General features: G+C 69.7%; 19 protein-coding genes and 2 tRNA genes. 10 read left to right on the top strand and 11 right to left on the bottom strand.

Annotated elements, in window-relative coordinates; genetic code table 11:
- Both U4E84_RS13275 and U4E84_RS13270 read right to left on the bottom strand, forming a co-directional pair.
- On the bottom strand, positions 1 to 442 hold a 442-nt coding region (locus U4E84_RS13275; protein WP_369698428.1), incomplete at its 3' end, for an alpha/beta hydrolase.
- Entirely contained in the window at positions 439 to 1,053 is a 615-nt protein-coding gene (locus tag U4E84_RS13270) for a VOC family protein (RefSeq protein WP_322532577.1), read from the bottom strand. The genes U4E84_RS13270 and U4E84_RS13275, both read right to left, overlap by 4 nt.
- 168 nt (positions 1,054 to 1,221) lie before the next feature.
- Between U4E84_RS13270 and U4E84_RS13265 the strand changes: the two genes are divergently transcribed.
- Positions 1,222 to 1,368 carry a hypothetical protein gene (locus tag U4E84_RS13265; protein WP_322532576.1) on the top strand — a complete coding sequence of 49 codons (147 nt, stop codon included), beginning with the start codon at positions 1,222 to 1,224 and terminating at the stop codon, positions 1,366 to 1,368.
- 60 nt (positions 1,369 to 1,428) lie between these two features.
- On the opposite strand, the gene U4E84_RS13260 is transcribed toward U4E84_RS13265, so the two are convergent.
- Together U4E84_RS13260 and U4E84_RS13255 are read right to left on the bottom strand one after the other, a co-directional pair.
- Positions 1,429 to 1,638: a hypothetical protein gene (locus tag U4E84_RS13260; protein WP_322532575.1), complete on the bottom strand. Its 210-nt coding sequence runs from the start codon at positions 1,636 to 1,638 to the stop codon at positions 1,429 to 1,431.
- Between the two features lie 95 nt (positions 1,639 to 1,733).
- Entirely contained in the window at positions 1,734 to 2,540 is an 807-nt protein-coding gene (locus tag U4E84_RS13255) for a hypothetical protein (RefSeq protein WP_322532578.1), read from the bottom strand.
- A 356-nt stretch (positions 2,541 to 2,896) separates the two neighbouring features.
- Between U4E84_RS13255 and U4E84_RS13250 the strand changes: the two genes are divergently transcribed.
- Positions 2,897 to 3,700 carry a MarR family transcriptional regulator gene (locus U4E84_RS13250; RefSeq protein WP_322532574.1) on the top strand — a complete coding sequence of 268 codons (804 nt, stop codon included), beginning with the start codon at positions 2,897 to 2,899 and terminating at the stop codon, positions 3,698 to 3,700.
- 131 nt (positions 3,701 to 3,831) lie between these two features.
- Here U4E84_RS13250 and U4E84_RS13245 read toward each other — a convergent pair.
- The 3 genes from U4E84_RS13245 to U4E84_RS13235 all read right to left on the bottom strand — a co-directional run bounded on the left by U4E84_RS13245 (position 3,832) and on the right by U4E84_RS13235 (position 6,237).
- Positions 3,832 to 3,915: transfer RNA gene (locus U4E84_RS13245), tRNA-Leu, on the bottom strand.
- A 93-nt stretch (positions 3,916 to 4,008) separates the two neighbouring features.
- Complete coding sequence (locus U4E84_RS13240) at positions 4,009 to 5,205, bottom strand: endonuclease/exonuclease/phosphatase family protein (RefSeq protein ID WP_322532573.1); 1,197 nt, start codon at positions 5,203 to 5,205, stop codon at positions 4,009 to 4,011.
- A 114-nt stretch (positions 5,206 to 5,319) separates the two neighbouring features.
- Entirely contained in the window at positions 5,320 to 6,237 is a 918-nt protein-coding gene (locus U4E84_RS13235; protein WP_322532572.1) for an EamA family transporter, read from the bottom strand.
- A gap of 115 nt (positions 6,238 to 6,352) precedes the next feature.
- On the opposite strand from U4E84_RS13235, the gene U4E84_RS13230 reads away from it, so the two are divergent.
- Positions 6,353 to 6,883 carry a DUF309 domain-containing protein gene (locus U4E84_RS13230; RefSeq protein ID WP_322532571.1) on the top strand — a complete coding sequence of 177 codons (531 nt, stop codon included), beginning with the start codon at positions 6,353 to 6,355 and terminating at the stop codon, positions 6,881 to 6,883.
- A gap of 64 nt (positions 6,884 to 6,947) precedes the next feature.
- On the top strand, positions 6,948 to 7,751 hold the full coding sequence (locus U4E84_RS13225; RefSeq protein ID WP_322532570.1) for a succinylglutamate desuccinylase/aspartoacylase family protein: 804 nt from the start codon (positions 6,948 to 6,950) through the stop codon (positions 7,749 to 7,751).
- Positions 7,752 to 7,770: 19 nt separating this feature from the next.
- Here U4E84_RS13225 and U4E84_RS13220 read toward each other — a convergent pair whose 3' ends face one another.
- A complete protein-coding gene (locus tag U4E84_RS13220; RefSeq protein WP_322532569.1) occupies positions 7,771 to 8,169 on the bottom strand; it encodes a cupin domain-containing protein in 399 nt (132 codons plus the stop codon).
- Between the two features lie 111 nt (positions 8,170 to 8,280).
- On the opposite strand from U4E84_RS13220, the gene U4E84_RS13215 reads away from it, so the two are divergent.
- Together U4E84_RS13215 and U4E84_RS13210 are read left to right on the top strand one after the other, a co-directional pair.
- Complete coding sequence (locus U4E84_RS13215; RefSeq protein ID WP_322532568.1) at positions 8,281 to 9,462, top strand: M50 family metallopeptidase; 1,182 nt, start codon at positions 8,281 to 8,283, stop codon at positions 9,460 to 9,462.
- A gap of 55 nt (positions 9,463 to 9,517) precedes the next feature.
- On the top strand, positions 9,518 to 9,790 hold the full coding sequence (locus U4E84_RS13210; protein WP_322532567.1) for a glutaredoxin family protein: 273 nt from the start codon (positions 9,518 to 9,520) through the stop codon (positions 9,788 to 9,790).
- Positions 9,791 to 9,817: 27 nt separating this feature from the next.
- On the opposite strand, the gene U4E84_RS13205 is transcribed toward U4E84_RS13210, so the two are convergent.
- The gene (locus U4E84_RS13205) at positions 9,818 to 11,527 is read right to left on the bottom strand and encodes an HVO_2922 family protein (RefSeq protein ID WP_322532566.1); all 1,710 of its coding nucleotides are present in this window, start codon (positions 11,525 to 11,527) and stop codon (positions 9,818 to 9,820) included.
- 116 nt (positions 11,528 to 11,643) lie between these two features.
- Between U4E84_RS13205 and U4E84_RS13200 the strand changes: the two genes are divergently transcribed.
- Together U4E84_RS13200 and ligA are read left to right on the top strand one after the other, a co-directional pair.
- A complete protein-coding gene (locus tag U4E84_RS13200) occupies positions 11,644 to 12,807 on the top strand; it encodes an amidohydrolase family protein (protein ID WP_322532565.1) in 1,164 nt (387 codons plus the stop codon).
- Positions 12,808 to 12,897: 90 nt separating this feature from the next.
- Positions 12,898 to 15,063 carry an NAD-dependent DNA ligase LigA gene (gene ligA, locus U4E84_RS13195; protein ID WP_322532564.1) on the top strand — a complete coding sequence of 722 codons (2,166 nt, stop codon included), beginning with the start codon at positions 12,898 to 12,900 and terminating at the stop codon, positions 15,061 to 15,063.
- A 75-nt stretch (positions 15,064 to 15,138) separates the two neighbouring features.
- On the opposite strand, the gene U4E84_RS13190 is transcribed toward ligA, so the two are convergent.
- Entirely contained in the window at positions 15,139 to 16,554 is a 1,416-nt protein-coding gene (locus U4E84_RS13190) for a gluconate:H+ symporter (protein WP_322532563.1), read from the bottom strand.
- Between the two features lie 314 nt (positions 16,555 to 16,868).
- On the opposite strand from U4E84_RS13190, the gene U4E84_RS13185 reads away from it, so the two are divergent.
- Positions 16,869 to 17,870: an ABC transporter ATP-binding protein gene (locus U4E84_RS13185; RefSeq protein WP_322532562.1), complete on the top strand. Its 1,002-nt coding sequence runs from the start codon at positions 16,869 to 16,871 to the stop codon at positions 17,868 to 17,870.
- Positions 17,867 to 18,685 carry an ABC transporter permease subunit gene (locus tag U4E84_RS13180; RefSeq protein WP_322532561.1) on the top strand — a complete coding sequence of 273 codons (819 nt, stop codon included), beginning with the start codon at positions 17,867 to 17,869 and terminating at the stop codon, positions 18,683 to 18,685. Before U4E84_RS13185 ends, U4E84_RS13180 begins: the two co-directional genes overlap by 4 nt.
- Positions 18,686 to 18,959: 274 nt before the next feature.
- On the opposite strand, the gene U4E84_RS13175 is transcribed toward U4E84_RS13180, so the two are convergent.
- A tRNA-Cys gene (locus U4E84_RS13175) sits at positions 18,960 to 19,035 on the bottom strand.
- Positions 19,036 to 19,226: the final 191 nt, after the last annotated feature.

Genomic DNA, 19,226 nt, shown 5'->3' with positions numbered 1-19,226 from the left:
TCGACTCGCCGATCAGCCCGCCGCTCAGGACCGCGAGCCCGCCGTACCGGGCCGGGTTCCGCGCGACGAACTCGCTCGCGAGACAGGCCCCCTGCGAGAAGCCGGCGACGAGGACGCGCTCGGTCGGGACTCCAGCGGTCGTCGCCGCCTCGACCGCGCGGCCGACGGCGCGCAGCCCGGAGCTCCGTCCGGGCTCGTTGTCCGCGACCGGGGCGAGAAAGGAGTTCGGATACCAGGTGTTGGCGGTCGCTTGCGGGGCTATCAGCGCGACGTCGCCGTCCCCGGCGATCTCCTCGCCGAAACCGAGGATGCTCCGGGCGGTCGCGCCGCGGCCGTGGACGAGGACGACCGCGGCGTCGGCCTCGTCCACCGGCGTCCCGGCCGTCACCAGCTCCCCGTCCGCGTGTGGGTCGTCGCCCGCGTGCGGCGCTCGGCCGCTCATACGCCGACGCCCGCGTCCGCGTCGGGCAGGTCGTGCTTTGTCACCGGGAGGCCGAGCTCCTCTAAGGCCCCCTTCATGTGTCGGTCCTGCGCGAAGTCGGCGCCGTCCTCCTCGCGGAGCCGCTGGGCGGTCGCGAGCACCTCGCCCTTGCGACCCTCCGGAATCTCGTACTTGTCCGCGGAGAGCTCGATGACGAGCCCGTTGTTGTCCCGCGTGTAGATCGAGTGGAAGATGCCGCGGTCGAACACGTTGTACCCCTTTCCGGCCTCCTCTAACGCCTCCATGATCTCCTCGTACTCGTCGGGCTCGACGCTGAAACAGAGGTGATGGACCGCGCCGGTCCCGGGGCGCTGACCGCGGGCGGAGGGCCGGTCGTCGCTCACGAAGAACGTCAGGATGCGGTCGTCCCCGGTGTCGAAAAAGAGGTGCGTCTGCGAGGGGTCGTCGAGGTTCGGCTGGCGAAGGACGAGCGGCATACCGAGCAGGTCGCGGTAGAAGGCGATCGTGTCCGCCTCGTTGCTTCCCCAGACCGTGATGTGGTCGGTGCCGGTGGTGTGAAACGGTGCGTCCGGGAGCTCCGTCGTGACCGGAGCCCGAGTGTCCTCGCTCATACCGGTCGTACGTGACGAACACGTATAAAAACGAAAGGGACCGGCGGGTGATCGCCTGACATCGGTGTTATCGCCGGGGGCGCGGTCGGAGTCGTGTGAGCCGCGGCCGCCGGCGACGGGTCGCCGGCGAAGCGATCGATTTACCCGACCGATCGCGAATTGGAACCCATGGAGATACTGCTTCACTCCGGACTCGACCACCCGAACACGCTCTGGATCGCCGTCGCCGCCGTCGTCGCCTTCGCTCTCGGCGTCGGGGTGGGCGCGTTCCGACCGAGGATCGAGAGCGCGATCCGCGACGCGACCGAGGAGTGACCCGGCGTACACGTGCCCGGCGGCTGACCTGAGAGCGCGAGCCGACACGGCGAGCGGCGGCTACGGGCGCTGCCAGACGGGCGGCGCGACGCCGAGCGCGCGGGCGGCGATCGGATAGCCGAACGCGACGGCGAACACGAGGACCATGGAGGGGACGAATCCGACGGGGCCGACGAGCCGCTCGACCACCGCCAGAACGGCGAGCATCAACAGGAACATCACGCCCCAGTGAGGGGCGAGCTGGCGGATCTTCTCGCCGGTCGAGGTCATGCGCTCCTCGACGAGCGCCTCGAAAGAGAGTCTGTCGGTGTGGACGAGCGATCGTCCGGCGGGTCGATACGGGACCGAACCCGCCCGGAGACGGGTCAGTAGCGCGTGGGGACGAACGCGGCCGCGAGCAGCAGCAGCACCGAGAGGAACGCGAGGACCACCACGCGCGTCAGGCCGTCAGTGTACTGGTCGAACTGGTCTATCTCGGCGACCTGCGCCTCGTACCCCTCGATGTCGCTCGACAGCGCCATCGTCGAGTCGTCGGGGAAGGTCGCGACGAACTCCGTCTCGCCGATCGTCACGGGCGTTTCCTCCTCGATCTCGACCGTGTTGGTCTGGGTGCCCTCCCAGACGACGACGGCCTGGTCGGCCGTGATCTCGTCGACGGTCACGGTCCGGTCGTCGTACTCGAGGGAGTCGCCGGTCGCGTACGACTGCTCTTCGGGAGCCGGGAAGTACTCGTCCACCGGGACGAGCGTCGTTTCGTTGTCCTCGGTCACCGCGACGTACTCGCCGTCGTCGCGCTCGATGGTCTCGTTGTCGGCGCTGTCGTCCTCCTCCAGGATCGCCTCCCGGTCGAGCACCTCGACGAGGGTGAACTCGCTCGGCTCGTCGCCGGTTATCTCCACGCGCCACTCGCGGTCGTCGAGCTCGATCGTCGACTCGTTCTCCCACGTCTCCGAGCGCTCGACCGTCTCCTCCTGTTCGAGCGTTCCCATCATCCCGTCCTCGCCCTCGGAGATCCCGGCGACGGTGTACGACTCGCCGTCCACTTCGACCGTATCGTTCTCTGATACCTCGAAGTCGGGGTTCTCGAAGCCGATCTCCGGACTCTCGGCCGTGGCGGTGAGGACACCCGCACCGCCCGCGATCAGAACGAAGAGCGCGACGTACACGGCCACAGCGCGTCGTTGCATAGTTCCAGCATGGGTCACCCCGTGTATAACGGTTACTAAGCCGGGCTATCGAGCCGGGCGGGCGGCCCACCGCACCGCCCCGACGGACCCTCATCGGAGGTCGAGCACGGACGAGTCGACGAACGCATGCGACCGACCGGGCGGTCCACTGTCGCGCCGCGCGAGGTCGCCGTCGCGTCGTCGGTCGCCCCCGCCAACGACAACCCCACTCGCTCACTGTGAAAAAGGGGTTGCCATACAACTATTGAAGTTTGGTCGCCTCGGCCGAAACGTCCCTGATCGGGGAGATCGACGGGGTCGACTACAACAGTACTTTACTTGTGGCCCCACGAACACGAGCGATGGCAGATCCCGAACGGGTGGCCCCGCCGGAGGTTCTCGACAGCAAACGCGACGCGACGCGCTACCAGGTGCTGGTGGAGATCGCCGCTCGGCAGCCAGCGGTGAGTCAGACCGAGATCGCCGACGCGATCGGCGTGACCTCGCAGGCCGTCAGCGACTACGTCCGTGACCTCGTGGAACACGGCTACGTCGACAAGGGGGGTCGCGGGCGGTACAGCGTGACCAAGGAGGGCGTCGACTGGCTCATCTCCCGGACCGACAGCCTCCGGACGTACCTCGACCGCGTCAGCTCGGACGTCCTCGGCAGCGTCGACGTCGACGCCGCGGTCGCGCTGGCCGACGTCGCGGAAGGGAGGGAGGTCGGACTCGTGATGCGCGACGGGGTGCTCCACGCGAACCCCGCCGGCGGGACCGCGACGGCCGTCACCGTCACGGCCGCCGCGGCGGGGGAGGCGGTCGGCGTCGCCGACTTCGAGGGCGTCGTCGACTACGAGACCGGGTACGTGACGGTGGTACCCGTCCCGGACGTCACCGACGGCCGACGGCTCGACCCGGCCGACGTCGTGTCGGATCGCACGGACGAGAGCCTGCTCGCCGTCGCCGGAACGGAGGCGTACGCGCTCGTGTCGCGAAGCGGCGCGCGGCCGGACATCCGGTTCGGAACGGTCGACGGCGTCGCCGAGGCGGCGGTCCGCGGGCTGGACGTCCGCCTCGTCGTCACCACGGACCAGCTGCCGGAACACACGGCCAAGCTCCGAGAACAGAACGTCCCGCACGAAGTGGTCGATCCGGTGGACGACTGAGCGGCGCGGTCGATCGCAGCGGCGCCGATCGACCACCGAGGCCGTCGGCTGGAAGTAAATAGGGCGTGAGATTTTGCGAGGGAAGAGCGCTCCGAGAGCGTCTTCCGCATTCGCGCGCTGTGACGCGCTCATGCGAGGGGAGGGATTTGAACCCACGGACCTCTACAGGAGCGGATCTTGAGTCCGCCGCCGTTTCCGGGCTTGGCTACCCTCGCAAGCAGTCGAGACGAGGCCCTCGCGGAGATTTAAACCACCGGTTTTCCGCGCCGGTGATTGCCTGCGGGACCGGACGCCTCGCGCGAGACGCCTCACTTCGCGGCGATGTCCGCCCACACGAGGCGGTGATCCGAGGCGTCTTCCACGTCATCCGAGAGCCCGCGCTTGTTCGCGTCCGAACTCGGCCAAACGACCGACGACGAGTGCAGCGAGAGATCCGGCGAGGGGAGGGCCCAGTCGACTTTGGATCCGCCGTCGCCGAAGTCGGCGGTGGCGTACTGGTTACCCAGCTGTGCCCCGCCCGGGCTCGTGGGGAGGTTCCGCGTGTTGAAGTCGTCGTTCTCGACGAAGAACTCCGTCGCCGGGTCGAGCGGCTCGTCGCCGGGACCGGCGTTCATGTCCCCGAGCAGGACGTAGGAGGCGTCGTCGTTGATCCCGCCGTCGGTTCCGGAGTCGTCGTAGATGTACTCCGCGCCGGCGACGTAGTCCGCCCAGAACCGGTTCTCGTCGTGGTTCCATCGGCCGTTGAAGTTGTTCTCGAAGTCGAAGGCTGCCGGCGTCGGGTGCGAGAACAGCCCGTGGACAGTGTCGCCGTCGACGTCGAACGGCACGTCGATGTGCGTCTTCGAGGAGAGTCGATACACGTCCAGTTCGTCCTCCGTGAGGTAGATCCCGTCCTCGTCGACGCCCTCCTCCCCTTCAAGGGGGATCAGGTTGTCCGGCATGTCCGCCCACAGGAACTCCTGGAACGAGCGGATCGCGTCCTCGTCGAAGGGGAACTTGCTCGCGATTCCGAACGCGTACTGGCCCGGATACTCGCCGAAGCCGAACGCGTCGCCGGGGCGTGCGCCCGCCTCTCCGTCCTTGTTGAAGTCGTACTCCTCCTCCGGGAGGACCCCGGTGTTGCTCTCGGGCTGGAGCGTGTACTCGTACTCGATCCCCTCCAGGTTCTTCTCCTGCGGGACGCTGAGGTAGTTCTCGACGAACGCCTCGACGTTGGTCCGGTCCGTCGGGACGCCGTCGTCGACCGTCGCCTCCTGAATGTTGTTCGCCAGTTCGTTGACGACGAGCACGTCCGGATCGACCTCCTGCACGATGCGAGCGGCGGCTTCCGCCTGCTCGTCTCCGGACTCCTGGACCTGCCCCGTCCCCAGATCGACCACGTTGAATGCGGCGTACCGCGCGGTCGACGGCCCGCCGCGAGCGCCGACGGTCCCCGCGACGCCGGAGAGCGTCGCGGTCGCACCGATCGCTTTCAACACGCTGCGCCGTGAGTGGTGATGACCCATGTGAACACGCGTACTGGCCCTAAATGTTAAATTTTGACCACCGAGGAATCTGTTGGGATAAACGGAGACGAACCCGGGATCGAGAGCCGACGAATCGGGAGGGAGCGACCGCCCTCACAGCGCTATCATCCCGACGCCGACGACGGCGAGAAGGGCGGCGACGAGCCGGACGCGGAAGTAGCGCTCGCCGAGGACGACCCCGCCGAGGACGACGGCGACGATCGCCTGCGTGTTGATCACCGGCGACGCGACGCTCGCGGGCAGCGACGCGAACGCGACGGTGGTCAGGTGCTCGCCGAGCGCGACGAGCGCGCCGGCCGCGAGGAACTTCGGCGCATCGGCCCGAGTCACCGCCGGCGGGGTCCGGACCGCCGCGGGAAGGAGTACGAGTCCGGCCCCGGCGAGGAGCAGCGGCACCCACAGCGTCCCGGGGATCGCGAGCTCCTGGAGGGCCACGCGCTTCCCGAGGTCGGAGACGGCGTAACACGCCGCGCTCACCAACGCGAGCTGGGCGGGCCGGGAGTGGACGGCGCTGACGAGCGGCGCGAGCAGGCTCCCCGGCTCGTAGTTCGCGACGTACACGGCCGCCGTGGCGACGACGACGCCGGCGACCTGGACCGGCGCGAGCACCTCGCCGAGCAACAGCACCTCCAGCGGGAGCACGAACATCGGGACCACCTTGTTGATCGGGGTCACGTAGGAGACGTCGCCGCCGGCGATCGCTCGGAGGAAGAGGACGAACGCGACCGCGGTCGCCGTCGCGGTCCCGGCGACGACGGCGACCGCCTGGGGGTCGACCGTCGCCAGCGAGCGCGCGACCCGCTCGGGGGCGCCGAGCGGGTCGCTCGCCAGCGTCGCCCCGCCGAGGTCCGTCGTCGCGACGGTCACCGGGAGGAACCACGCGATCGCCGCCGCGTTGATCAGCACCGTGAGCCCCGCGGGCGGATAGCCGGAGAAGGAGCGCTTCAGCACGAAGATGTACACGCCCCAGACGACGGCGGCCCCGATCGCGAAGGGGAGGCCGAGTTCCATTGTCCGACCGGACGACCGGTCGCGGAAAGAAGCGTTCGATACGGTCGCGGCGCTCGGTCGGGATCGACCTGCGACCCGCGAAACGGTTAGGTCGCTTCGCCCGAGATTCGTTCGCATGGACGAGCACACCCAGGACCCCGGCGTCGCCCCGCCGCTCGGGAACCCGACCGGGTGGCACGCGGCCGCGGACGACCCCGACACGGCCGGCGACGTCGACGTCGCCGGCGGTCACTGGGAGCACGCCACGCTCCGGCGGGCCACCGAACACGGCGTCCGGCTGTTCAACGCCGGCGAGTACCACGAGTCCCACGACTGCTTCGAGGACGAGTGGTACAACTACGGGAGCGGGACCGCGGAGAGCGCGTTCCTCCACGGGATGGTGCAGGTCGCCGCGGGGGCGTACAAGCGCGTCGACTTCGGGAACGACGACGGGATGCGGTCGCTGTTCGAGACGGCGCTCCAGTACCTCCGCGGCGTCCCCGGCGACTTCTACGGCGTCGACGTCGACGAGGTGCGGGCGACGCTCCGGTCCGCGCTGGCCGACCCGACCGCCATCGACGGCTGGCGGATCCCCCTCGACGGCGCGCGCCCCGAGGCGTACCCGGCCGACTACGAGTACGCCGAGCGGATCGACGAGGCGCACTGAGCCGGGCCGGTCGCGAGCGGCGGCGATCCGAACGCGACTTATCGCCCGAGCGCGTTCGGTAGGTATGGACGTGTACGAACTGGGCGAGGGCGAGCCCGAGATCGCGGTCGTCGGCGCGATCCACGGCGACGAGCCCTGCGGCGCACGCGCGGTCCGGCGGCTCCTCGACGCCGAGCCCGACGTCGAGCGCCCGGTGCGGCTGATCGTCGCCAACGAGCGGGCCCTCGACGCCGGCGTGCGCTACCTCGACGTCGACCTCAACCGAACGTTCCCGGGGGACCTCGACTCGAACGCCCACGAGGAGCGGCTCGCGGCCGAACTGCTGGCGGCGGTCGAGGGCTGTACCACCCTCGCGATCCACTCGACGCAGTCGTCCGCCGAGCCGTTCGCGGTGATCGACTCGATGGACGAGGTCGCCCGCGCGGTCGCCCCCCACCTCCCGGTGGACGTCGTCATCCAGACCGACGCGTTCACCGAGGGACGGCTCATCGAACACCCGCACACCCTCGAGGTGGAGGCGGGCCTCCAGGGCTCGGACGGCGCCGCCGACAACGCCTACTGGCTGACGCGGGCGTTCCTGGCCGCGACGGGCGCGCTTCCCGCACCGGGCGCCGACGGCGTGGTCGACGCGGGCGGCCGCGACGACGTCGAGGTGTTCCGGCTCCGCGACCGGATCCCGAAGCCGGCCGGGGAGGAGTACGAGGTGTTCGCGCGTAACTTCGAGCGCGTCGAGGCCGGCGACCGGTTCGCGGCCGCCGACGGCGAGGCGCTCCGCGCCGACGAGCCCTTCTACCCCGTGTTGCTGTCGCCGTACGGCTACCGCGACCAGTTTGGCTACGTCGCCGATCGGGTCGGCACGATCGAGTGAGCGGCGAGGTCGAACCGGGTTACTCGACGAGGTCGATCGCGTCGCCACCGTTCGGCACCACGCAGATGAACGCGCCCGGCTCCTCGCTCTCGTTCCGGTACCAGTGCTCGACGCCCGCCGGGATGAGGAGCGCGTCGCCGGGAGAGACGACGCGTTCCTCCTCGCCGATCCCCACGACGTACTCGCCGGCGAGCACGTACTGCTCGTGTTCGACCGCGTTCGTGTGACGCGGGACCGCGGCGCCGGGCGCGAGCTCGAACCGCCGCATCGCGAAGGTCGGTGCGCCGTCCGACTCGTCGATGAGCACCCCCTTCCGGAGTCCGTCGGCGGCGTCGACCGCCTCGTAGCCGATCTCGTCGCCGCGCTTCAGGACCGCGTCCGACGCGCTCGCCTCCCCGCCGTGGGTAGTATCGTCCATATCGGCCGATCGGCGGCGGTCCGTTATATAAACGGCGGCGAGGGAGTCGGTGTCGTGTGTTTCGACCGTCACGCCCAGACGTTTAACCGCCCACCCGACTAACCCGGGAGTATGCGTGGACTCAAGATCGGGACGGTACTGGGAATCCCGGTCAGGCTCAACTGGACGTTCCTGATCGTGTTGCCGCTCTTCGCCTACCTCATCGGCTCGCAGGTCGGGGACATCGCCGGCGTGATGAACGAGACGCTCGGCGCCGGCATCGATCCGGCCACCCTCGGCGGCGGGCTCACTCCCTGGGCGCTCGGACTGGCGGCCGCGCTCGGGCTGTTCGTCGGCGTCCTCCTCCACGAGTTCGGCCACTCGATCGTCGCCATGCGCTACGGGTACGAGATCGAGTCGATCACGCTGTGGCTGCTCGGCGGGCTGGCCAGCTTCACCGAGTTTCCCGAGGACTGGAAACACGAGTTCTGGATCGCGATCGCGGGACCGGTCGTCAGCGTCGCGGTCGGCGTCGCCTGCTACGGCGTGTTCCTCGTCTCACCGATCGGCGCCGACGCCGTGCTGTTCGTGTTCGGCTACCTCGCCCTGTTGAACGTGGTGCTCGCGGCGTTCAACATGCTCCCCGCCTTCCCGATGGACGGCGGTCGCGTTCTGCGGGCGCTTTTGGCCCGGAACCAGCCGCACGCGCAGGCGACCCAGCGCGCCGCCGCGGTCGGGAAGGCGTTCGCGTTCGCGATGGGGTTGATCGGCCTGTTCAGCTTCCAGCTGCTGCTCATCGTGCTCGCCTTCTTCATCTACATGGCCGCCTCCGGCGAGTCCCAGCAGACCACCCTGAAGGCGGCCTTCGAGAACGTCACCGTCGCCGACGTGATGACGCCCCGCGAGGGGCTCCACACCGTCACCGAGGACACCTCCGTCGCCGAGCTGATGAGCCGGATGTTCGAGGAGCGGCACACGGGCTACCCCGTGCTCCGCGGCGGTGACCTGGTCGGGATGGTGACCTTGGAGGACGCCCGGTCGGTCAGGGACGTCGAGCGGGACGCCTACCGCGTCGACGACGTGATGGCGACCGACCTCGTCGCGATCGGCCCGAACGCGGACGCGATGACCGCGCTCCAGACGATGCAGGAGCACGGCGTCGGTCGCCTCCCCGTGGTCGACGAGAGCGAGAACCTCGTCGGGCTCATCTCTCGCTCCGACCTGATGACCGCGTTCAACATCATCCAGACCGGCGGCACCCCTACCCTCATCAGCGGTCGTCAGTCGGTCGAAGGCGACCGCGGCGTGTTCTGAACCGCGGGCGCGTCCGATCGAAACCGACTCTTCTCTGCCACCCGAACGGGCGCATATGAGCGATTCGGACGCGACTGGGGCGGTCCCGGTCACCGTGTACACCCGCGAGGGATGCACGCTCTGTGTCGCCGCCCGGGAGACGATAGCGGAGACGGCCGCGGACCTCGGCGTGGGGATCGACCTCGAGATGGTCGACGTCGACGAGGACCCCGAACTCGCCGAGGAGTACGGCGAGCGCGTCCCCTACGTGCTGATCGACGGCCACCCGGCGTTCAAGTACGAGGTCGACGAGCGCGAGCTGCGCCTGAAGCTGCTCGCGGCGGCGTAGTGGAAAAAGCCGCGGGCCGGAGCCGCGCTACTCGACGATCTCCTCGGCCGCGCCCGGGGCGTTGGCCTTCAGCCGCGTGACGGCCTCGGTCGCGTTCGACCGGGAGGCGTACCCCTCGCCGGAGTCGGCGACCACGTTCCCGTTGCGGTGGCGCAGCCGCCAGCGCCACTCGCCGGCGGCGTCCTCGTAGATCTCGAAGGCGGCGCTCCCGACCTCCAGCACGGAGGCGTCGGGGGCGTGGCCTCGAACGCGCTCGATCGCGTCCTCCGCGCCCGACTTCGAGGCGTACCCCTCACCGGAGTCGGCGACCACGTTCCCGTTGCGGTGCCGGAGCCGCCAGCGCCACTCGCCGCCCTGGTCCTCGTACAGCTCGAACGTCGCGCCCGCGCTGCCCGCGCCGTCGCTGGCGTCGGCGTCCCCGACGCCGAGCTCCGCGAGGGCGGCCTCGGCGGCGTTCGACCGCACGCTCTCGAGCCCCTGACGGGCCTTCGACCGCGAGGAGTACCCCTCGCCGGAGTCGGCGAGCACGTCGCCGTTCTCGTGGATCAGCCGCCAGCGCCACTCGCCCGCCGCGTCGCGGAACAGCTCGAAGGCGGCGGGGTCGACGCGGAGGTAGTCGGCGGCGGCGACGTGCTCGCGGACCCGGGCGAGCGCGCGCTTCGCGTTCGACTTCGAGGCGTACCCCTCGCCGGAGTCGGCGACGACGTTCCCGTTGTCGTGGCGGAGCCGCCAGCGCCACTCCTCGCTCGCGTCCTCGAACAGTTCGAACGTGGCCCTGCTCGCGGGCTCGGCGTCGCCGTTCGGAACCGCCACGGCCGGCTCCGCGGCGTCCTCTGGCTCCGGCCCGTCGTCGGCGGCGACCGCCTCGGCGTCCTCAACGGCCGTCTCGATCCGAAGGAGGCCGGCGCCGCGCGCGTTCCGCCTGACGCTGTGGAGCCCCTGTTGGGCCTTTCCGCGGCTGCTGTACCCCTGTCCGGAGGTGGCGATGACGTTCCCGTTGCGGTGGCGCAGCCGCCAGCGCGGCCTGCCGCCCGCGTCCTCGAACAGCTCGAACCGGGCCTTGCTCTCGCGGAGCGACGCGGCCTCGGCGCGCGCGGCCTCGGCCTCGGCGTCGAGTTCCGTCGCGCGCTCCTCCGCGACCGACAGCTCCCCGCGCGCCGATTCGAGGTCGTTGCGAACCGCCTCCAGCTCGTCGCGCGTCGACGCCAGATCCGCTCGGGTCGACTCCAGCTCGGCGCTCGTCTCGTCGCGCTCGGTCGCGGCGGCGGCCGTCTCGCTCCGCATCCGCTCGTAGTCCTCGTACACCGGGTCGGAGAGCAGCGGCACGACCGTCCCGGCGAGCCCGATCAGGAGCAGCCCGACGCCGTACAGCGTGATCACGGTCGAGTCCCCCGACGCGGTGAACCACCCCTCCGGGAAGATGTTCACGAACCACACCACGGCGAGGACGCTCACGGCCGTCCCGAGGTACCCGAGGAACGTCCCAGTTCGTCGGAGCGGGAAGCGGATCACCGCCCCGAGCATGACGAACGGGGGCGCGAGCGCCGCGAGCGCGTACGCGATACCGCGGGTGGTCGTCGCCGACTCAGTGAGAGAGAACAGCACGACGCCTGCCAATCCGAGCAGCACTCCGAACCCGAACAGCCAGTATCCGTTCACCTCGTCGGCGGTCCTCGGCGTGCCGATCCGACGCTCGTACAACCCACCGCGTGCGTCCGGTTGACTGTCGGCTGCCATAGTACGATAGTTGGAAGCCATCCGGTTATACGTGTGGGTGTGTGACATGATATCTCAGAACAATCAGTGACTACCGCGACCCGAGCGTTTACCCGTCGAACGGCCCCCCGTAGGGTATGCACGTACTTCGAGGCGGTCGCGTGGCTGACGCCGACGGAACCCGCGAGGCCGACGTGGCGATCGCGGACGGAGCGATCGTCGCGGTCGGCGACGACGTCGACGACGCGGGGGAGGTCGACGGGGAGATCGACGCCGAGGGGAAGGTCGTCGCGCCCGGGCTGATCGACGCGCACGTCCACGTGATGATGGACGGGCGGCCCGACGTCGCCACGGCGGTGTCTGACAGCGACTACACCGCGAGCTACCGGACGGCCGGGAACCTCCGTGCCGCCGTCGAGGCGGGCGTCACGACCGTGCGCGACCTGGGGAGCCGAGGGACCCTCGCGCTCGACGCGGGCGAGTCGGTCGCCGCCGGCGAGATCGAGGGCCCGCGGGTGCTCGCGTGCGGCCGCAACGTGATCATGACGGGCGGTCACGGCAACTGGTTCGGACGCGAGGCCGACGGCCCCGCGGAGGTCCGGAAGGCGGCCCGCGAGCAGCTGAAGGCGGGCGCGGACGTGCTCAAGTGCATGGCGACCGGCGGCGTCCTCACCGAGGGCGCGGTGACGGGCGCCCCCGAACTGACGCCGGAGGAGCTGGCGGCGTTCACCGACGCGGCGGCGCCGACCGACACGCCGACCGCGGCCCACGCCCACGGGGCGGAGGGGATCAAGAACGCGGTCGAGGCCGGGATTTCGAGCGTCGAGCACGGGACGTTCATGGACCGGGAGGCCGCCGAGATGATGGCCGAGCGGGGCACCTACTGGGTCCCGACCGCGAGCGCGCTCCGGGGCATCGTCGACAACGGGATCGAGGCCGGCATTCCGGAGGACGCCGTCGCGAAGGCCGAGGACGCCGCCGGCCGCTTCGACGACGCGTGGGACCACGCGCTCGAGGCCGGCGTGCCGATCGCGATGGGCACCGACGCCGGCACGCCGTTCAACTTCTTCGGAGACATCCCGCGAGAACTGGCGTCCATGGTCGAGTACGGCCTCTCGCCGGAAGCGGCGCTGGAGGCCGCCACCGTCAACGCCGCCGACCTGCTCGGGCTCGACGACGTCGGTCGCGTCGCCGAGGGGTACCGCGCCGACCTCGTCCTCCTCGGCGCGGACCCCACCGAGGACGTCGAAGCGTGGCAGGACCCGGCGGCGGTGTTCGCCGCCGGCGACCGGGTCGCGTAGCTCGCCTGTCCGCCGCGTCGACCGGCGAGCCGCGACGGTTCCCGGTCTCGAACCTGCGTTTTTAACCCGAGCCGCCGCGAGGATCCGCCGATGACGAGCGCGCACTCCGGACCGCCGAACCGGTACGCGGACCCTGCCGAGAACCCCTACGTCGAGGCGCCGCCGACCGACTTCGAGCCGGTCGAGGCGCTCTCGGCCGAGGACGCCGCCGAGCAGGCGTCGCTGCTGCGGGCGGCGGTCCGCGAACACGACCACCGGTACTACGTCCAGGCGGATCCGCTGATCTCCGACGAGACGTACGACCGGCTGTACCGCCGGCTCGAGGAGCTGGAGGAGGCGTTCGACCTCTCGACCGAGGACTCCCCCACGCGCCGCGTCGGCGGCGAGCCGCTCGACGAGCTGGAGACCGTCGAGCACGTCGCGCCGATGCGCTCCATCGACAACGCGACCGAAGCGGAGGCGGTCCGGGAGTTCGACGAGCGCGTCCGGCGCGGGCTCGCCGCCGAGGGGTTCGACCCCGACGACGTCGCGTACGTCTGCGAGCCGAAGTTCGACGGGCTCTCCGTCGAGGTCGTCTACGAGGACGGCGCGTACCTCCGCGCCGCAACCCGGGGCGACGGGACCAAGGGCGACGACGTGACCGAACAGGTGCGGACGATCCGGTCCGTCCCCGGCCGGCTCCGCGGCGACCCGCCGGCCCGGCTCGCGGTCCGCGGGGAGGCCTACATGCCCCGCGACGCGTTCGAGGCGTACAACGAGGAGCTGATCGAGCGCGGCGAGGAGCCGTTCGCGAACCCGCGAAACGCCGCCGCCGGGACGCTCCGCCAGCTCGACCCCGCGGTCGCCGCCGATCGCCCGCTCGACGTCTTCTTCTTCGACGTGCTGGCGTGGGGGCCCGGAGAGGGAGACGGCGAAGCGAGCGCCGACTCCCCCGAGCGTCCCGACGCTCACTGGGACGAGTTCGACGCGTTCGACGCGTTCGGGCTCCGCCGCGCTGACCGGATCGAGCGCGTCGACGACGTCGAGCGCGCGATCGAGTACCGCGACCGCCTGATGGCCGAGCGCGACGACCTGGACTACGAGATAGACGGCGTCGTGATCGCGGTCGACGACCGGGCTCACCGCGAGGCGCTGGGGTCGACGTCGCGGGCGCCGCGCTGGGCGTTCGCCTACAAGTTTCCGCCTCGAACCGCGACGACGACCGTCACGGGGATCACCGTGCAGGTCGGGCGGACGGGGCGGCTCACGCCGGTCGCCGAGCTCGACCCGGTCGAGGTGGGGGGCGTCAGCGTCTCGCGGGCGACGCTCCACAACCCCGCGGAGATCGAGGCGCTCGGCGTGAACGTCGGCGACCGCGTGCGGATCTACCGCGCGGGCGACGTGATCCCCTACGTCCCGGAGGTCGTCGAGAAGCGCTCGGAGGGGACCTACGAGTTCCCCGACACCTGCCCGATATGCGACGCCCCCGTCGAGCGCGACGGCCCGCTCGCGTTCTGCACCGGCGGGCTCGGCTGCCCGGCACAGCTGGATCGGGCGGTCGAACACTGGGCGCGGCGGGACGCGCTCGATATCGAAGGGCTCGGCCCCGAGCGGGTCGAACAGCTCCGGGAGGCCGGCCTCGTCGAGTCGCTGCCGGACCTGTACGACCTGACCGTCGACGACCTCGCCGCGCTGGAGGGGTGGGGCGAGACGAGCGCCGAGAACCTCGTCGCCGAGCTGGAGCGGACGAAGGCTCCCCCGCTCGACGACTTCCTCGCCGGGCTCGGGATCCCCGACGTGGGGGCGACGACCGCTCGCGCGCTCGCGGCGCACTTCGGCGACCTCGACGTCCTCCTCGACGCCGACGAGGAGGCGCTGCGGGAGGTGGACGACGTGGGGCCCGAGGTCGCCGAATCGATCCGGACGTTCCTCGACACCGAGGAGAACCGGGCGGCGGTCGAGGGGCTCCGCGAGCGCGGGGTCGAACCCGAGTCGACCGACGTCGAGACCGGCGACGCGCTCGACGGGCTCACCGTCGTCTTCACCGGGTCGCTGTCGACGACGCGGAGCGAGGCGCAGGCGCACGTCGAGGCGCACGGGGCGTCGGCGACGTCGAGCGTCTCGGGCAACACCGACTACCTCGTCGCCGGCGAGGACCCCGGGCGGTCGAAGCGGGACGACGCCGACGACGAGGGCGTGCCCGTGCTCGACGAGGACGAGTTCGCCGACCTCCTCGCGGAGCGCGGGGTGGCGTGGCCGCCGGACGCCGACGAGTAACGCCGCGGCTCCCGCAGTCAGTTCTCTCGGCCGAACGAGGGTGGCATTGACCGAGCAAAAAGGAAACCGGTCGGCTCAGGCGAGCGGGAGGACCGTCGACATGATCAGCACGGTGATGAGACCCGTCACCGAGATGATCGTCGTGAGGGCGGTCCAGGTCTGGAGCGTCTCCTTCTTCGTGAGTCCCCCGATCTCGCTGACGAGCCAGAAGCCGGAGTCGTTGAACCACGAGAAGATGTTGCCGCCGGCGCCGATCGCCATCACGAGGTACGCCGGGTGGACGGCCAGATCGCCGACGAGGGGTGCCATGATCCCCGCGGCGGTCAACATCGCGGCCGTGGCCGACCCCTGCGCGATCCGGACGATCGCAGCGATGAGCCACGCGGTGATGAGCAGGCCGATCCCGACCTCCTGAAGCGCGTTCGCAAGGTAGTCACCGATGCCGGATGCCGCGAGCAGCGCGCCGAACGCGCCCCCGGCCGCGGTGATCGCGGCGATGTTCCCGCCGCTTTTTAGCGCCTCCGTGAGTTCGTCGTTCCACTCACTCTGGGTCAAGTTCTCGTAGCGGTAGAACGTGTACGCGGCGGCGAGCGCGGCGATTGTCAACGCGACGTTCTTGTTGCCGAGGAAGTCGGTGTACGGCTGCAGCGAGGCCAGGGCCGGTACGGCCTCCTGGAACGTGTTGACGAACGTAGAGGACGCGATCAGCACGACGGCCAGCAGGATCGGCGCCAGCGACTCCAGAACGCCCGGGAGCTCGCTGGTCGGCCGGTCGGCCACTTCCTGTAGCTCCTCGGTGGAGGTCGCCATAGTGTCCCGCAGCGGGATGTCGAGCCGGCTGTTGATCCAACGGCCGTACACGAGCCCGGACATGATCGCCGCCGGGATGGCGACCGCCAGTCCCACGAGTATCGTCATCCCCAGGTTGCTTCCGACCTCGTCGGCGACCGCCAGCGGACCGGGCGTCGGCGGGACGAACACGTGCGTCGTCGCGGCCCCAGCGCCGACGACGACGATGAACAGCGTGTAATCCTTCCCGATGCGTGCCCGCATGGAGCGCGCCAGCGGCGCCATGAGGTAGAACACGCTGTCGAAGAACACGGGTATCGCGAGCACGGAACTGCTTCCGAGCAGCGCCACGTCGGCGTTACCCGACCCGAGCAGGTTCTGGAAGCCGCGGACGATTCGCTGGGCCGCGCCACTCTCCAACATCCCCTTCCCGATGACCGCGGCCATCAGGATGGGTATCCCGATCCCGGCCATGCCGTTCCCGAACGCCGTCGCCACCTCCCCACCGGCGTCGGCGGCGGTGAAGTCCGCGACGAATATCGTGTTCACCACGCCGACTAGGAACGCGGAGATGATCAGCCCGATGAACGCCGGGAGGTCCAACCACACCAGCAGCGCGATGACAATGATCAGTCCGATTATGAACGTTAGAAGCGGGCTATGCGCGAACTCGACAGCGGCCTGAAGTGGTATTAGAACCATACAGACCGATATATATACAAACAATAATTAAAATTTTCGTCACTATCGAAACAACGCAATCGGACGTTCGTTCGCCCTAAATTCGAGAATTCAGATCGAATAGTAACCTTATATGTCAGTGAAAAACAATCAGAAGCTACAGAATAACTCTTCTCTGATCCCGAATAGAGGTTCCAGGCGACAGGGAAAGTCAGTCGCACCGTTCCGTCATCGAGCGAGTCACAGACGAGGCTCGCAGTCGTCTCGGCGATGGCGGAGCCCACCGCTCGGCAAAACCCGCAACCCTTTATTCGAGGACGCGGGAACGTGGAGTCATGACCGCCATCGAGCTGCGCGGCGTGACGAAGGCGTTCGGCGACGTTACGGCCGTCCGTGACCTCGACCTGTCCGTCGAGGAGGGCGAGGTGTACGGGTTCCTCGGCCCGAACGGCGCCGGCAAGTCGACGACGATCGACATGCTGCTCGATCTCGTCCGGCCGACCGCGGGCACGGTGCGCGTGCTCGGGCAGGACGCCACGGCCGACGGCGTCGCGATCCGCCAGCGGACCGGCGTTCTTCCCGACGGGTTCGCCGTGTACGACCGCCTCTCCGGGCGGAAGCACGTCGAGTTCGCGGTTCGATCGAAGGACGCCGACGACGACCCGGACGCGCTGTTAGCGCGCGTGGGGCTCAGTGACGACGCCGACCGCAAAGCGGGCGACTACTCGAAGGGGATGCGCCAGCGGCTCGCGCTCGCGATGGCACTCGTCGGGGACCCCGACCTGCTCGTCCTCGACGAGCCCTCCTCCGGGCTCGACCCGGCGGGCGCGAAGGAGATGCGCGAGATCGTCCGCGCGGAGGTCGACCGCGGCGCGACCGTGTTCTTCTCCTCGCACGTGCTCGAACAGGTCGACGCCGTCTGCGACCGCGTCGGCATCCTCCGCGAGGGCGAGCTCGTCGCCGAGGACTCCGTGGAGGGGCTCCGCGAGGCCGTCGGCGACGAGGAGACGCTAGAGATCGCCGTGGGGAGAACGACCGGCGGGGACGCGTCCGACGAGACGGACGAACCGAGTGACGTCGCCGCCGAGACGGCGCGCGCGGTCGAGGGCGTCAGCCGAGTCACTCGCGACGGCGCCACTCTCGTCGTGAACTGCGACGACGGGGCGAAGACGCGCGTCATCGGCGCCCTGGAGGACGCGGGCGTCGTCGTGCGGGACTTCCACACCAGGGAGGCGTCGCTGGAGGACCTCTTCCTGGCGTACACGGAGGGCGACGCCGCGGAATCTACCAGTGCAACTCCGGACACTGCCGCCGCAGACGGGGAGGTGCGCCGATGAGCCTCGCCGCCGTCGCCGAGAAGGACTTCCAGGACGCGGTGCGATCGCGCGGGATGATCGCGCTCGTGGCGGTGTTCTCGCTGCTCGTCTCGGCGTTCGCGTTCGTCGTCAGACCCGGCGGACAGGGCGGCGAGCAGTTCGCGACGGAGATGCTGTTGAGCTTCTTCGTCGGGCCGTTCCTCGTGACGACGCTCGTGCCGCTGGTCGGCGTGGTCGTCGGGTACAACGCCGTGAGCGGCGAGCGCGAGTCGGGCTCGCTGAAGCTGCTCCTGTCGCTGCCGCACTCCCGCGCCGACGTCGTCTTCGGGAAGGTCGTCGGCCGCGGCGCGGCGTTGGCGCTCGCGGTGCTCGCCGGGTTCCTGTTGCCCGCCGTCGTGTTGATCGTCGCCCCCGTGTCGTTCAACGCCGGGGCGTACCTCGGGTACACGGTGTTCGCGGCGGCCCTCGGTATCGTCTTCGTCGCCATCGCGGTCGGCTTCTCGGCGGCCGCGACGACCCAGCGGCGCGCGCTGATCGGCGGGATCGGGATCTACGTCCTGTTCGTGCTGCTGTGGGGGGCGGTCACCGGACAGTTCCTCGACGCCGCGAGCCCGATCCTCGATCCCCTGCCGGTGTCGACCCAGCAAATCGGCGTGTTCCTGCAGGTCGCGAACCCCACGACCGGCGTCGAGGTCCTGACGAACGCGTTCCTCGGCGAACAGCTGTTCTCCGGGGAGCGGATCAATCAGCAGGTGTCTGCGGTCTCGATGCTCGTGTTCTGGACGATCGCGCCGCCGCTGGTCGGGCTCTGGAAGTTCGACGCCGACGACCTGTAGACGGTCGGTACCTCCGGCGTCGAACCGACGGCGCCGACGGCGCTTCCCCTACGAACCACACCGGGAGAACCCTGGAGTAGACACCGAGCGTTTCTGATACCCTCTGCCACCGAGTGCGATCCGTCCTGTTGTCGATTCGCTCTGCGGCAGCCGTCACGTGAACAGAATCAACAATACCAGAGGCGGTCACGCGTGCACCCTCAGCGCCCGGAGATAAACAACGGTCTCCTCGACGTGCAGCGCTCCGGAGAATGCACAAACAGAGGTCGTGTGAAGCCAAGGGCCGGATTTGAACCGGCGTTGGGCGGCTCTGCAGGCCGCTGCGTCTGACCAGACTCTGCCACCTTGGCGCTATCGGACGTACCGCAGTCGAGCGTTTAAGCCTAGCGGTCGGCGAGTAAGCGAGCCGCACCTCGCGCTCGACGGAAATGAAAACGGCCCACGGACACGGTGTCCGTGGGCGTGATCGCGTGTGGGGCGATCGCCCCGATATGAATGGGCAGGCGGCGAACCGCGGTTCCCAGAGGATCGCTCACTCCAG

Origin of the sequence: Halorubrum sp. AD140 (assembly GCF_034497445.1) — an archaeon.
Classification (GTDB): Archaea; Halobacteriota; Halobacteria; order Halobacteriales; family Haloferacaceae; genus Halorubrum.
This window is presented reverse-complemented; position numbering and strand designations above follow the sequence as displayed.

Bases quoted from the DNA above. Each gene is read 5' to 3' on its own strand.
- U4E84_RS13180 (WP_322532561.1), top strand. From the start codon at position 17,867: ATGAGCCTCGCCGCCGTCGCCGAGAAGGACTTCCAGGACGCGGTGCGA.
- ligA (WP_322532564.1), top strand. From the start codon at position 12,898: ATGACGAGCGCGCACTCCGGACCGCCGAACCGGTACGCGGACCCTGCC.
- U4E84_RS13200 (WP_322532565.1), top strand. From the start codon at position 11,644: ATGCACGTACTTCGAGGCGGTCGCGTGGCTGACGCCGACGGAACCCGC.
- U4E84_RS13270 (WP_322532577.1), bottom strand. From the start codon at position 1,053: ATGAGCGAGGACACTCGGGCTCCGGTCACGACGGAGCTCCCGGACGCA.
- U4E84_RS13190 (WP_322532563.1), bottom strand. From the start codon at position 16,554: ATGGTTCTAATACCACTTCAGGCCGCTGTCGAGTTCGCGCATAGCCCG.
- U4E84_RS13225 (WP_322532570.1), top strand. From the start codon at position 6,948: ATGGACGTGTACGAACTGGGCGAGGGCGAGCCCGAGATCGCGGTCGTC.
- U4E84_RS13210 (WP_322532567.1), top strand. From the start codon at position 9,518: ATGAGCGATTCGGACGCGACTGGGGCGGTCCCGGTCACCGTGTACACC.
- U4E84_RS13235 (WP_322532572.1), bottom strand. From the start codon at position 6,237: ATGGAACTCGGCCTCCCCTTCGCGATCGGGGCCGCCGTCGTCTGGGGC.
- U4E84_RS13260 (WP_322532575.1), bottom strand. From the start codon at position 1,638: ATGACCTCGACCGGCGAGAAGATCCGCCAGCTCGCCCCTCACTGGGGC.
- U4E84_RS13265 (WP_322532576.1), top strand. From the start codon at position 1,222: ATGGAGATACTGCTTCACTCCGGACTCGACCACCCGAACACGCTCTGG.
- U4E84_RS13205 (WP_322532566.1), bottom strand. From the start codon at position 11,527: ATGGCAGCCGACAGTCAACCGGACGCACGCGGTGGGTTGTACGAGCGT.
- U4E84_RS13185 (WP_322532562.1), top strand. From the start codon at position 16,869: ATGACCGCCATCGAGCTGCGCGGCGTGACGAAGGCGTTCGGCGACGTT.
- U4E84_RS13240 (WP_322532573.1), bottom strand. From the start codon at position 5,205: ATGGGTCATCACCACTCACGGCGCAGCGTGTTGAAAGCGATCGGTGCG.
- U4E84_RS13220 (WP_322532569.1), bottom strand. From the start codon at position 8,169: ATGGACGATACTACCCACGGCGGGGAGGCGAGCGCGTCGGACGCGGTC.
- U4E84_RS13230 (WP_322532571.1), top strand. From the start codon at position 6,353: ATGGACGAGCACACCCAGGACCCCGGCGTCGCCCCGCCGCTCGGGAAC.
- U4E84_RS13250 (WP_322532574.1), top strand. From the start codon at position 2,897: ATGGCAGATCCCGAACGGGTGGCCCCGCCGGAGGTTCTCGACAGCAAA.
- U4E84_RS13215 (WP_322532568.1), top strand. From the start codon at position 8,281: ATGCGTGGACTCAAGATCGGGACGGTACTGGGAATCCCGGTCAGGCTC.